Genomic DNA, 13,871 nt, shown 5'->3' on the forward strand with positions numbered 1-13,871 from the left:
AAAATGCCAGATTACATCGGATACTATTGCCATGATTCTCTGGGTCTCGATACTAATAATGTCACGCTAAAATGGATCGCGCGATCTCGTGCTTGATAACTAGCAAGAAAGAGACAGGTATCGGAAGAAGTTATCATGCAGTCACCGAAGCGTTGATAATGGCATTAACTCCGAGTTTGGCTGATAAAATTCACGATTTGGCCAATGTATTCGCTGATTCAGCTGATATAAAAAAGAAGCCCGCCGGGGCTATAAAAAACCTCGGCAGGCTTCTTTTATCTAAGCCGTCACTTCCGCTCCGTTGGCTCCCTTCCTTCGGTCTATCGATTTCTTGCGCAGCAAATGAATGCAAACGAGTAGCGCAAAGAGTGCAATACCAATGAGGTCTGAAACAAAAGCGGGGTGAACGAATACAAGTGCGGAACTAAGGGCCAGCACAAATTCATACCAGCGGTATTTCACAAACATATAATTTTGAATAACAGTCACGAACGCCAGTACTCCAATGAGGGCGGCGAATAAGGCCCACGCGATTTCATACCAGGCAAACATCCCTTGATTTTCAGGCAAAAACAAGATGATCGTATTCATGACGAACACAAAGGGGAGTAATAAAGCTCCAGCGTCATACTTAAAGCCTTGAACGCCGGTAATGATCGGATCTGATTTGGCGATCCCGGATACGGCGTACGCCGGTAAGTTCACCGGAGGTGTGTCATCGGCAAGCACACCATAGTAAAGAACAAATAAGTGTGCGGCCATAATCGGCACGTCCATCTCGATGAGCGCTGGTGCGATCATGGAAGCCAAAATAACATAAGTCGCTGTTGTTGGTAGCCCAAGTCCGACGATAAGACATGCGATAAGGGTAAAGAAGAGAACAATGATCAAGTTATCGCCTGCAAACCCTACAATGATGGTAGGGAGTGAACCGGATAGCCCTGTTAAGTTAATGATTCCAATGAGAATACCAGCAGTGGCACAGGCGGCTATGACGGTGAGTGCTTTTCGTGAAGCCATTTCAAGGCTAACCATTATTTCACGAAACCCGAATTTCACAGGGGCAGCGTCCATCTTGAATTTATTTTGAAAGAACACGAAGAACACACAAATAAAGGTACCGATCGCGATCATGCCAGATATTTCAATGTGCCAACCGAAGAAATGATGCATACCATACGAAATCGCTGCCAGTACACCCGCGATCAGTAACCCTGCTCCAAAGCGTGCTCTTAGACGATGGGCGAGAATAGCAACTGTCAAAAGCATTACGATCGCATAAAAGGCAGCATTGAAGACGGTGTTTCCAGCTATGACAAAATACACAAGTGCGATGATCGGAACAATCAGGTATCCTTGCTGTATGAAACTTTTTCGTCCGGAAACGAGCTGTTCCTTCGCCAGTCCCTGGATGTTGTGTTTCACCGCTTCGATGTGTACCATCCAGATGATCGCGATATACGTTAATACCGCGGGGATTAACGCGGAAATCATAATTTGCGCGTAGCTGTAAGGCGTGTACTCGATCATCAGAAAGGCGGCAGCCCCCATGACCGGTGGTAATAACTGCCCACTCGAGGATGAGGCCACTTCGATGCCGCCCGATGTTTGTGGCCGGAATCCTACTTTCTTCATGAGCGGGATCGTAAATGTTCCGGTGGTGACGGCGTTTGCGACCGAGCTTCCGGAAATGGAGCCCATAAACCCGGAGCCAACGACGCCTGCTTTTGCCGGTCCGCCCCGAAAGTGACCGACCGCGCGAAGAGCCAGGTCGATAAACATTTTACCTGCACCTGTCGCTTCCAAAATCGCCCCGAACAAAATAAAAATGAAGACGTAATTGGCCGAAACAGATAACGGTGTGCCTAAAATTCCTGTCGATGTGTACATCATTTCATAAATGAATTGTTCAAAATTTGCCCGACCGTGGCCAAAGGGTGCAGGTATATAATCCCCTAAGAAATAATAGGCAATGAATATAATAGCAATAATTAACAAGGGTTTCCCCACCACTCGCCGGGCAGCTTCAAGAAGTAACAAGATCATGATAATCCCGGCAATCATATGGCTTATCTCCATATTTCCCTGCAAGATCGTTTGGTGCGTTTGGTTCATCATGACAAAGGAGCCCACAACGAGCACTACACCTGAGAGAACGATGTCGTACCAGACGATGGTCGTTTGACCGAGCCCTTTTTTTCTAGGGAAAATAAGGAAAATAAGGATGAGCCCTGCAAGCAGGTGAATAAATAAATGTTGGTTTGTGGATACGATCAAACCGAAACCGGCCGTATATAAATGATAAAGAGAAAGCGCAATAGAGAGGATGAGAATCAGTATCGCTTTCCAACCAAAGACGCTCCGGTCGCTTCCTTCTACTTCTATCGCTTTTTCTGCTGTTGCTTCGGGAGCTTCAATGGTTTCCTTATTTTCTTCGTTTTGCATTGAAGTATCTGCCATCACGCTACCCTCCTTGCACGTGAATCATGACACGTCGGTTATTTTCTTCCATTTCCGATAAATAGAGCCTTTCATCTTTAAATTGAAAGGTGTGTGTGTAGAGGTTGGATGGGATTAATCGTAACTCTTCAACGACTCTGCCATCATCGGGAATGACGTAAAAGCCATCCTCTTTACGGATCGTCTCGTTGGATTCATAGGGGATGCCTGCACCAAAGGCCTTGGTCCACGTTTCTTTCGGGACGACTTCAAAATCATCATTAATCTCAAAAACTTCCCGAATCGGCGTTTTCATCACCGAATGAATATATTCATGGTAAAATGTATCTCCCGGCTGAATCTCTTCTTCGAATAAGACGTCATCGGTCTCTGTAGCGACCACTTGTAACTTCGGTGTTTGCTCCCAGAAGACGATCAACAAAAGAAGGATAGCAAGGAAGAGGAGGAAGATTCCTCTTCTCCCTTGCAAAAAGAGAAGGATGTTCCTCATGATCTCACCTATTGATCTTCAAAGAATTGTTCAGCACCCGGATGCAAATCAATCGGCATGCCTTCCTCTGCGGTTTCGAGATCAATATAACTACCGGACTCATGAGCGGTTTCGAAACTATCTGTGTTGTCAAAGATTACTTCCATCACCTCGTAAACAATTTCATCATCCAATTCGTCATGGGCGACGAGCATGGCTTGCACAGCCAGCGTGCTCACTGTATCGTCCTCATCATTGTACAAACCTTCTTCAAGCTCATGCTCGGTATAATACGGGTATTCTTCAATCAGTTCGCCAGCTACAGCTTCATCAACGTCAACCATTGTAATATCCTGTTGGGCAGCCAACGCTTCAATGGCACCCGTCGGGGCTCCCGCAACCATTAGCGCAGCATCAATATTCTCATCCTGCAAGCCATCGGCAGCGTTTTCAAAGTCTTGGTATTCTACCGTAATATCATCATACGTAATGCCGTGGGCTTCAAGAATTTGTTGGGAAACGACTTCGGTCCCCGAACCTGCGTCCCCGACGGCGACGCTCATGCCCTCCAAATCATCAACGGTTTCAATACCGGAGGCCTCAGTGGCTACAATCTGAATGACTTCCGGATAAAGGGTAGCCATTCCGCCAAACCCTTCCAATGGTTCTTCAAAGTCAACGTCCCCGTTGACGGCATAGTAAGCGGTATCATTTTGCGTTAAAGCAAGGTCACCCTGGTCATCAGCAATATCGTTCAAGTTTACGACTGAAGCGCTCGTGGCAAAATGCGAAGCATCGTACTCTTCCACGTTTTCATTAATTAATGTGGAAAGTTGGCCCCCCAATGGATAATAAGCGCCCTGTTCACCACCTGTGAGAATTTCAAGTTCTTCCTCGAAATCACCGCAAGCGGTAAGCAGTACCGTGGCTGAACCGATGGCAAGTGTCTTGGCCAGTATTTTTTTCATAATGTTGACCTCCCTGAAAAAAATTTAAAATAATTTCCCGTGTCATTATATTATAAAACTATGAAAAAATCCCTATTGATGCTTAAAATAAGGAAATTCTTTTTTTGCAATGGCGATTAGATCTTTCGTAATAAAAGGGGTGTAAGGCGTTTCCTCCCAAATCAGTGAGATGGAACTCATGTAGTCTTCACCCGCGATAGGGATGGATGTTACATGCGCTTCTGTCATGACATCGGCCATATCAGCAGGCATTAGCGTGACGCCGATTTCATGGCTAATCAAGTTTTCAATCGTCCGCAATTCAGGACCTACACACAGGGTGTTTGGCACAAAACTTGCTTCGAGACAAGCTCTTTCTAATAAATAGTAAAGCGATGGTGAATTTTTTGGATGATAGTGAATAAAAGGCTCCTCTTTAAGCGCTTTCAAATCAATGGCTGTTTCGTTGGCCAACGGGTGGTTCTTGGACAGGACGGCCAACAACGGATGTTTGCTAAGCTCCAATGCAGCGATATCCATATTCCGAAGTTCATTTAAATCCGCAGGCGTACGAATAAAAGCGAGGTGGCTTTGTTGTTTTTTTATTGCTTCGATGGCCTGCGCTGATGTCGTTTCTTCAATATATAACTCAACCGTATCAAGCTTCGCTTGCATTTTTTTCAGCAATTTTGGAAGCCAGATGCTGGCCGCTGATGGGACGGATGATATCCTTGCCGTTGCTTGTGGAATTTTTTTAGATTCAACGACTTCCTTAATAAGGCCTTCAATTTTATGGAAAGATGGATATAATTGTTCGTAAAGATAGGCGCCTTCTTCCGTCAGGGACACTTGTCGCGTCGTTCTTTTCAGCAATTTAAAGCCGATTTCTTTTTCCAATGAGGAGATTTGCTGACTTAAACCGGGTTGGCTCACATGCAACCGTTTGGACGCTTCGCTGAAATTTAGCGTGTCGGCGACTTCCATAAAATAACGAAACGATAAAAGATTCATCGGATTACCTGTGTTTTTTGGATGGGGCGAACACTGTGAAAAGGAAGCCCGGCGTCCAGCATTGTCAATAATCCCGGTTTTTGTTGCGTAAGAATTCGTTTTCCGGTGTTAATGATCATGGAAGCGGTCGCGGTATCGCCGAAAATTCCGTTTGGAATAATGACATGAACCGGGTCAATTCCTTCGACGAAGATTTCATCTTTTGACTCGACGCCCAAAGCCATTGTTAACTCCATCTCTATCGTTACGTTTTCTGAAGTGGTTGCTTTTGCTGTTTGATGTTGGCCACTCACCTCGCCGTTTTTAAGCGTTAACCAGGGAAGTTCATAGTCTTGCCCAGCAAACGTCGGTTCCAGTTTTGTTTCCAAATGTTCGATTTGAACGTTTAATCCGGCGGCAACGAGGCGAACGGTTTCCTCCAACCCGACATGACCGATTTTGCCATCCTTTGCAAGTTGCCGAAATTCCTTTTCGCTTTTTCCTATCCCAACTTTTTTCTGTAACGGCACCCGTCGTTCTCCGACGTTCGCTTGGCGAATCGCTTTTACCGAGTGGATGTGATCCGTCACAGCTGTGGCGGTAAGTGGGAGGGAATCCATTACAAATCCGGGATTGATACCGCTTCCAATGACGGCCAAACCTTTGCTTTTCGCATAGTCATCAATCTCTTGACTGAGCGACGGGTAGCGATTCCATGGGTAGAGCATTTCTTCACAAGTGGTCACGACATGATAGCCATGATCCAGCAATTGTCGAATTTGCGGCCATACAGAAGGAAGATTGGAACCGGTTGCATGAACGGCCATTTTTCCTGGAAAAGATTCGGCCTTCTCCGACAGTTCGGAAATGTCGGAAACAACAAAGGCATCTTTCGGTCCTTCTCCCTGAAGCGTGGACGTCAGTGGTTTTCCGATCAATTCCGGGTCAATATCAACCCCGCCGATCACATCAAATGCTTCATCTGTCACTCCTTTCTGTAAAATCTCTTTTCCTATTGGACCGAGCCCATAAGGAACAAGTGCAATTTTGTCGTTTGTCATGAATGCTCCCACCTGCCTTCTCGTTGTTATTAATAAGATAACATATATTAGTTTTAGTTATAAATAATAATTAGTTATACGTTCATTATTTCATTTATAAAAAATTGAAGGACGAGGAGCATTCACTAAAGAATATAAACGGAAGGGGACGGTGGCTCTCAGGTTGTAGGCGGGCTCTCTATCATGAAATGAATAGAGAAAAGCTGCTCGGCAAAACCGAGCAGCCAAATGATCACAGCGATTGTGTGGGGGGTTGTTTTTTCCTTTTTCTTCTTTTAAACCATGTAACCATCAGAGGATACATGAGTGAAAGGAGCGTTAAAATGGCGAGTACGATCGTAATGGGGGAAGCGAATAAGATTCCCAGTGAATTATCATAGATCACCATTGAACGCTGAAACTCTTGTTCTAAATCTCCTCCGACAATTAACGCGAGAATGAGCGGCACAACCGGATAGTTCATGACCCGCATCAAAAGCCCGATGACCCCGGCAATCAGCAAGATATAAAAATCGACCGTGCTATAACCAAGGGTATATACCCCGATAAATGATAGAAGGAGGATAATTGGATACAATACTTTCGGAGGTGTATGCAATACTTTCATTAGCACGCCGACTAACGCAATGTTAAGGACGACAAGAATAATATTTCCAATGAACATACTATTAATTAACGTCCATACCATATCCGGGCTATCTTCAAAAAGCAGAGGCCCCGGGGTTACCCCGATCATGATTAAGGCCCCCAGCATAACTGCTGTTGCTCCTGAACCGGGAATCGCCATTGTCAATGTCGGAATCAATGCTCCGACAGCAGACGCACTGTTTGCTGATTCAGGCGCAACTAATCCTTCTACCTTGCCTTTTCCATATTCTGAAGGATTCTTTGATAGTTGTCTTTGGGCACTATAGGCAAATAGTGAAGAGATCGTTCCTCCGGATCCCGGCAAAGCACCGAGGAAAAAACCAATGGGCCCACTCCGCACAATGGGGGCCAAAGAACGTTTCCATTGATCTTTCGTAAACCACTTACTTCCAATTTTATGATCCGTAGCTTTAGGCTGATTCGTATTGAACAAATTAAAAAGAACTTCACCTATGGCATAGATACCAATAATAACAACAATGAAATCCACGCCTTCGATTAATTCCGGGACGCCAAAAGTAAATCGTTGCACTTCCGATTGTAAATCAACCCCAATGGTTGCGATCCCCAAACCGACAAACATCGAAAGAAAACCTTTGATCGTGTTCCCAATGGATAATGTTACAACAATCGATAAAGCAAATAAAAAAAGCAATACAAATTCTGCAGGGCCAAAGTTTAATGCAAAATCAGCAAGTGGAATGGCAAGAAAAATAAATCCTAAAATAGCCATAATGCCACCAAATAGAGACGCGATGGCAGCAATGGACATCGCTTGTCCCGCTTGTCCGTTTTTCGTCATCGGATAGCCATCAAACGTGGCCGCAACCGAAGATCCGTCTCCGGGTGTATTGATTAAAATTGAACTTCTTGAACCGCCGAATAAAGCGCCGTAATAAATAGCGGCCATTAATATTAATGCGCTCACTGGCTCCATTCCAAACGTTAATGGAATAAGCACAGCAATCCCGGTAGCAGGGCCCAATCCTGGCAAAATACCAACAATGGTTCCCAACAGTGCCCCTAATAAAAGCAGTAACAAATTAATTGGCTGTAAAGCAGTGACCAGCCCATCAAGAATGACACTCATATCCATCGTCTTTCAAACCTCCCTACGGCAAACTGATCTCCAATAGTTGGCTGAATATATACCAAGAACTAAATGAGAAAATCAATGTAACTGTTAGATTTAATACCCATCTGCGATAACCGTTTAGATAAAACATTAATGCTCCCAAAAATAAAAGCGTGGCTGCGAGAAAGCCTGCCCATTCAAAAATGAGGGCATAGCCGACACATAAAGCGAGTATCACGCCGATGATTTTTAGGGAATCCTTTTTTATAAGGGTAGCCAGGTCCTCATTGGCCTCTACATTTTCTGTTCGTACATTCACCAAATCGATCACTGCAAAAACCAATATTCCTATAGCGACGATCATCGGAAAGTATTTGGGCGCATCGGGGTCTCCCAGTAGCGCTGGAGGTAATTGAAAGATCATAATCATATAAATCAGGCTTAGGCTGATGAAAAAGATAGGAAAAGATAGACGAAACGCTCTCATTTTTATTACCCTCCTTATGGTGCGAGTTCTACTTCTTCAATAATATCTGCAAAAAATTCCTCTTCCTCGGTCAAAAATTCTTCTGTCTCTTCGCGATTCATATATAATTCATCCAAGTCGTTATTTTCCAAGTCTGTTTGAAATTGCTCTGTTTCAACCGCAGAACTCAATATTTCTTCCCAAGCTTCCACCTCGTCTTCCGTCATATCCGGGGGCCCCATAATGCCGCGCCAGTGGGGGAATACAACATCGATCCCCTCTTCCTGCAGTGTTGGCACATCCTGAAATTCTTCAAGCCTTTCTGGGGAACTCACAGCTAAAATATCAATTTCACCGGCTTCATATTGTTCAACCATATCCGAGATGGAGTTCACTAAAATATCCACGTGTCCACCGAGGATGGGGTTCATGGCGTCCCCGCCGCTATCATAAACAAGGAAGTTCAATTCTTCAGGGTCTATGCCGGCTTCTAAAGCGGTTTGTACAAAAGAAAGATGGTTCCCGCTTCCGAGAGATGGACTAACCGATATGCTCAAGGAATCCGGATCCTCTCTAAGCTCCTCTAATACCTCATCGACAGTATCAAATCCTGCATCTGTACGAGTGGCAATTCCCAACCATTCTGTGGAGAGCATGCCAAGCTGAGTGAAATCTTCGTGGTGGAGATCCGTTTGGCCAAGTAAATTTCCAGTCAGAAGCAAACTGGAATTTACGGAAACAACATGCGGGTCGTCCTGTTGCAACAAATATTGCCAACCCACTTCGCCGCCGCCTCCCGGCTGATTAACAACCGTGATGTTTTCGTCTGTCTTATCATCCTCAATAATCGATTGTTGTACGGATCGAGCCTGCATATCCCATCCTCCTCCGGGAGAAGCGGGTGCGACAATTTCAATCGGCCGTTCAGGGAAAGCGTCTTCATTTCCCTCACTAACTTCTGAGCATCCGGCCATCGCTAAACCAGCAAAGATAAGCGCGATCTTGCGCATGTTTATTCACCTCTTCAGTAATCGCTTTCAATTGTTTGATACAATCTATCATGTTCATTAAATCGACAACAATATTTCGTACATATATCGTTTAATAGCTATTTTTGCTTTTTTGTACTTTAAAACCATAATAAAAACACCCTTCGTAAAAGGGTGCTTAGTCTTACGTTGTGACATAGACACGTTCCGGGCGTCCGATGACCCCATAATTTAGCTTAGGTTCGGCTTTTGATACGGAAACAAGATATTCCAGATATCGCCTTGCCGTGGTGCGGGAAATGCCTACTGCGCTACATGTCTCGTCGATGGTAAGCCCTTCTTCCGCATGTGAGAGTTGTTCCTTCACCTTTTCCAACGTGATAACATCAATGCCGGTAGGCAATTCGCTTTGCTTTTCAGAGAAATGTTGACTGCCAGTGTTTCCAAATAGGCGTTTAACATCCTTTGAGTGGAAGGTAGCTTTTTCCTGAAACCATTCATAGTCTTTTAAATAACGTTTCATTATTTGCTGAAAATCTGAAGCTGACACTGGTTTTACAAAGTAATAATAAACCCCGTGCCGTTTCGCTATGAGTAAATCGTTGCGATCGTCGGATGCTGATATGATGATTACATCAATATGAGGATAGTTCGAGCGAATGAATGACAATAAAGCTGTCCCGTGTATATCGGGAAAATAAATATCAAGCAAAATCAGTTGGGGTTGTTCTTTTATCAAAAGCTCTTTTAATTCTTCCCCGTTCAATGCTTTTCCGGTTACATTGACCTCAGAGAAAGATTGCAAAAATTGTTCATGCAAAAGGGATACACGATAATCGTCTTCTGCAATGACGACGTTCATTCCCATCACTCCCAATGCTTAGGTAAGAATAACGAAAAAACTGCGCCCCCTTCAACAGGGCTTGAAACATCAATATCACCACCGTACTTCTGTGCGGTTTGCAGCACATTTGAAAGGCCAAACCCACGCCCGGTCCCCTTATAAGAAGACCCTTTTTGAAAGATTTCCGATAGCAGATCCCGGTCGATACCCGGACCTGAATCTTGTACGTCGATGACAATATCGTTACCCATGTCGGTGATGAACACAGAAATTTCTTTTGTGAGCTCTAAAATTACCGCTTCAATGGCATTATCGAGCAAATTCCCGAGCATGATAGCTACGTCTGAAACCGGGTAGGCTGTTCGTTCAAGCGAGCTATTTTCATCCACCCATAAATGTACTTTTTTCTCTGCCGCTTTCGCCATTTTTCCGAGAAGAATCGCTTGGACGCCTGGGTCTTTAATGGCGTGAAAAAGAGGCATTGACGCCGCCGAGACACTTGTTTCTTTTTCGATTAATTCAAGTGCTTCCTCGTTATTTCCTAATTGTAGTAGCCCCATGATGACGTATAATTTATTTTTAAATTCGTGCGCCTGCGCCCGTAGTCCATCAGAGTATCCCTGTACTTGAACAATTGTTTCCTGGAGTTGTTTCATATCGGTTTTATCCCGGAAACTGCAAATGGCACCGACGATTTGTTCTCCGTCATAAAGCGGCCGTCGGCTTGCGATCAACACGTGGCCGTTATGCATGCGTTCATCATCATCGACAATATCGCCATTCTTCAGCGTTTCCGATAATCCAAGCACATCGATGAAGGTACTGTCAGTTGTAAGATGCAACGCGTCCAATGTCGTTTGTGCTGCCGGATTTAACAAGGTCACGTGCTGTTCTTTGTTAATCGCTACGACCCCTTCTTTTACGGAATCAAGCATCCCTTCCCGTTCCCTATATAATTCGGCAATTTTCGCCGGTTCCATTCCCAGTGTATCACGTCGAATATTTTTCCCAAGGATGAGTGCGCCTCCAATGCTTCCGGCAATACCAAATATTGCCACGAACGCAAGGCGCGATAATTTGTCAAAAACCGCGGCGTTTATATCTTCATATAAATATTCAACCGTTATGGCCCCTACGACTTGCTCCCCATCCCCTACTGATTCATAGATGGGTGCAGTCGTCACCATCGCTGGACCAAAAACGCCTTCATCTTCTTCAGTAATAAAAGAGCCAAAGACGATCGCTGACGTAAACTGCCCATCATCAACGTTTTCTCCGATTTTTTCTTCTTCAGGGTGATAGACATACTGGCCATCTTGCGAAGCAGCGGTGATGATAGGGTTATCTGCTTGCAATCGAAGTTGCTCAATGATTTCTTGGGCTTCTCGGGGCTCATCATTGGCAATTGCTTCTGCCATGGCCGGCATAAATGCAAGACTATTTGCTGTTTGTCTTGATAATTGAGCATATTCCTGTTCCACATTTTGGATTTCGATTCTAGCAAAAAGAAACATCCATACGAACAAGAGCAAGAACGTCAATAACAAGAAAATGGAAACAATACGTGTACGAACGGTTGCATGTTTAAAGAGACGCATAGTAAAGTCCTCCAATTTACTATACACGAACTGTGGGCTATCGACCGCTTCTTGATATTTTATCGTATCGTTACAAAGAAGACCAGCTAGCGTTAAAATCAAGTCATGATATAATGCAAAGTGTTGAGTCATTGGAGGGAGAAGTATGGGGGCGCTTGTAAAAGCATGGGAGTATAAAATAAGAAAGTCGTGTATTAATGATGAAGTTTTATAAGCTTTTGTTTGTAGCCGTAGCATTAATGATCGGAGGTTTCTTTTCATCTATAGGCGTTCCGGCCGGTTGGTTGCTTGGCGGTTTACTGACAGGGATATTTTATGGGTTATTTATACGTGCGTTTGATTTTACGGGCTGGCCTTTTCAGATGGCATTGGCGATCGTGGGCATCAATATTGGACTTATCATGGAGCCGGACTTATTTCAACAATTAACCCAATATTTGCTTCCGTTATTCATAACGCTAGTGTTAACGTTACTTACTGGGCTTTTTCTGGGTATTCTTCTTGATCGTTGGACAAGCCTAGATCGGCGGACAGCTTTTTTTTGTACGATTCCCGGAGGAGCTTCGGAAGTAATCGCGATTTCCAATGACTATGGAGCGGATCAGCGTATTGTTGCTTCTTTTCATACCGCAAGAATTACAATGTTTGTGCTTATTATTCCGTTTGGCATAGGGATGATATATGGAGAAGGAAACGTGGGTGCGCAATCGGCAGGGCTAATGATGCCAACATCCTTACAGGTCGCTTTTTTTGCTATTATTATTTTAGGATCCTACTTTTTGAATCGACTTGTGTCTTTTCCGGGCGGCATTTTAATCTACTCGATTGCATTTGGGTTTCTGGGTAGTGAATTTGTCGTTAATATCGGTGAAGTGCCTGGATATTTTGCCGGAATTGGACAAGGGTTAATAGGCGCCATGGTCGGCATTCGTTTTGAGCGCAGTACTGTTGTGCGGCTAAAATCTATTGGAGCAGCAAGTTTGAAGGTTCTGGGCCTATACCTGATATGCAGCCTTGGGATTGCCGTGTTATTTTTTTGGTTAACACCTCTTTCCTATTTAACGAGCCTTTTAAGCACGGTCCCGGCCGGTGCGGCCGAAATGGCTTCAACAGCCGTTGCGCTGCAAATCGAACCGACGCTTGTGGCAAGCTTGCATATCATACGCGTGATTTCCATTTTTATTGTTTTGCCCTTCTTGTTTAAATGGTTGATGAAGGCTTGAAAATAGTATGATTAAGATAATTATTCTGAGTTCTGAGGGAGAAACGCCTATGTGTGCACACAAACCTTTCGACAGGACGGTAAAAGAACAGCCAGAGCTTCACATATCAAGGATTTTATTACGAATATATTAATGGAACATCATATTGAAAAATAGAGCGGGAGGGAGGATTTAGCGGGAAAATGAATGATAAAATCAATATTTATGAAAGCAAGCATAAGGAAAATGACAAAGTAAAAAAGCATTTCCATCAAACGTATCAAATTCTATATGCTTTGGATGGTAACGGCTCTTGTTTTTTGGATGAACAAGAGTATTGCATCAGACCAGACAGTTTGCTGGTGATCGCTCCGTTCACCTCGCATTCTATCGAGGCACAGTCGAAAATGACGGTGTTGGTACTGGAATTTGACGAAAAAATATTGAGCGATGATGTGCAAAATGAGTTATTGGCGGAAGCTTTTCAGCAATCGGAGGTTAGAGTGTTAAACGCTTTTGACAGCAGTGAGTTCAGACAGCTTTTACGTAAAATGTTGTATGAACAATCGCATGGAGATCACATTCGAGAAATGGTCATTAAAATTCATTTATCAGAGATGTTGTGCATCCTCATTCGTTCCAAACAGGAAGGTCACATCGTCGATCAAAACGTCCTTAGGGTCGAAAGGATAAAAAATTATATTGAAAGACGATATTTTGAAATTGAAAGCGCGGAAGATTTAGCAAATAAAATGAACATGAGCAAGCGCTATGCCCAAAGTATTTTTAAGGAAATGTATAACCGTACGCCCATGCAATATTTAACCGAAGTAAGAATCGGACTAGTCAAAAAAATGCTAATTGAAACGAATAAAAGCATTGTATCGATATGTTTTGAAGTCGGATTCGAGTCCCTGTCCACCTTTTATCGTATATTTAAAAATCAAATTGGTGTTCCTCCTAATGTTTACCGTACCACCTGGGCGAATAAAAAGGCATAGCACATGTGAAGGGCACTCCTGTGAGTCGCTCTTTTTTAATTCCGAAAATGAGAATATCTTTCTTTTATTAGTAAGACACCAAAATTTTTATAAAATAAAATGAAATTATTAAATACAAGGA

At 43.7% G+C, this 13,871-nt stretch carries 12 protein-coding genes; 2 read left to right on the plus strand and 10 right to left on the minus strand.

Annotated elements, in window-relative coordinates:
• Positions 1-279: 279 nt before the first annotated feature.
• The 10 genes from DT065_RS13925 to DT065_RS13970 all read right to left on the minus strand — a co-directional run bounded on the left by DT065_RS13925 (position 280) and on the right by DT065_RS13970 (position 11,547).
• Positions 280-2,460, minus strand: a complete 2,181-nt coding sequence (locus DT065_RS13925; RefSeq protein WP_227002618.1) for a TRAP transporter permease — start codon at positions 2,458-2,460, stop codon at positions 280-282.
• Between the two features lie 4 nt (positions 2,461-2,464).
• Complete coding sequence (locus DT065_RS13930) at positions 2,465-2,950, minus strand: DUF1850 domain-containing protein (protein WP_114374404.1); 486 nt, start codon at positions 2,948-2,950, stop codon at positions 2,465-2,467.
• Between the two features lie 8 nt (positions 2,951-2,958).
• A complete protein-coding gene (locus DT065_RS13935) occupies positions 2,959-3,897 on the minus strand; it encodes a TAXI family TRAP transporter solute-binding subunit (protein WP_114374406.1) in 939 nt (312 codons plus the stop codon).
• A gap of 72 nt (positions 3,898-3,969) precedes the next feature.
• Positions 3,970-4,887 (minus strand): LysR family transcriptional regulator, encoded by a 918-nt coding sequence (locus tag DT065_RS13940; RefSeq protein ID WP_114374408.1) that lies wholly within the window; start codon positions 4,885-4,887, stop codon positions 3,970-3,972.
• A complete protein-coding gene (locus tag DT065_RS13945; protein WP_114374410.1) occupies positions 4,884-5,927 on the minus strand; it encodes a hypothetical protein in 1,044 nt (347 codons plus the stop codon). Before DT065_RS13945 ends, DT065_RS13940 begins: the two co-directional genes overlap by 4 nt.
• A 232-nt stretch (positions 5,928-6,159) precedes the next feature.
• Complete coding sequence (locus DT065_RS13950) at positions 6,160-7,665, minus strand: tripartite tricarboxylate transporter permease (RefSeq protein WP_114376326.1); 1,506 nt, start codon at positions 7,663-7,665, stop codon at positions 6,160-6,162.
• A gap of 22 nt (positions 7,666-7,687) precedes the next feature.
• The gene (locus DT065_RS13955) at positions 7,688-8,137 is read right to left on the minus strand and encodes a tripartite tricarboxylate transporter TctB family protein (protein ID WP_114374412.1); all 450 of its coding nucleotides are present in this window, start codon (positions 8,135-8,137) and stop codon (positions 7,688-7,690) included.
• Between the two features lie 14 nt (positions 8,138-8,151).
• The gene (locus DT065_RS13960) at positions 8,152-9,126 is read right to left on the minus strand and encodes a tripartite tricarboxylate transporter substrate binding protein (protein ID WP_114374414.1); all 975 of its coding nucleotides are present in this window, start codon (positions 9,124-9,126) and stop codon (positions 8,152-8,154) included.
• Between the two features lie 163 nt (positions 9,127-9,289).
• Entirely contained in the window at positions 9,290-9,967 is a 678-nt protein-coding gene (locus tag DT065_RS13965) for a response regulator (protein ID WP_160112564.1), read from the minus strand.
• 5 nt (positions 9,968-9,972) lie between these two features.
• Positions 9,973-11,547 (minus strand): sensor histidine kinase, encoded by a 1,575-nt coding sequence (locus tag DT065_RS13970; protein ID WP_160112565.1) that lies wholly within the window; start codon positions 11,545-11,547, stop codon positions 9,973-9,975.
• 197 nt (positions 11,548-11,744) lie between these two features.
• Between DT065_RS13970 and DT065_RS13975 the strand changes: the two genes are divergently transcribed.
• Together DT065_RS13975 and DT065_RS13980 are read left to right on the plus strand one after the other, a co-directional pair.
• Positions 11,745-12,770, plus strand: a complete 1,026-nt coding sequence (locus DT065_RS13975) for an AbrB family protein (RefSeq protein ID WP_114374419.1) — start codon at positions 11,745-11,747, stop codon at positions 12,768-12,770.
• A 182-nt stretch (positions 12,771-12,952) separates the two neighbouring features.
• Entirely contained in the window at positions 12,953-13,750 is a 798-nt protein-coding gene (locus tag DT065_RS13980) for an AraC family transcriptional regulator (protein ID WP_114374421.1), read from the plus strand.
• Positions 13,751-13,871 lie beyond the last annotated feature (121 nt).

The sequence above is a fragment of the Salicibibacter kimchii genome, from assembly GCF_003336365.1.
GTDB lineage: Bacteria > Bacillota > Bacilli > Bacillales > Marinococcaceae > Salicibibacter > Salicibibacter kimchii.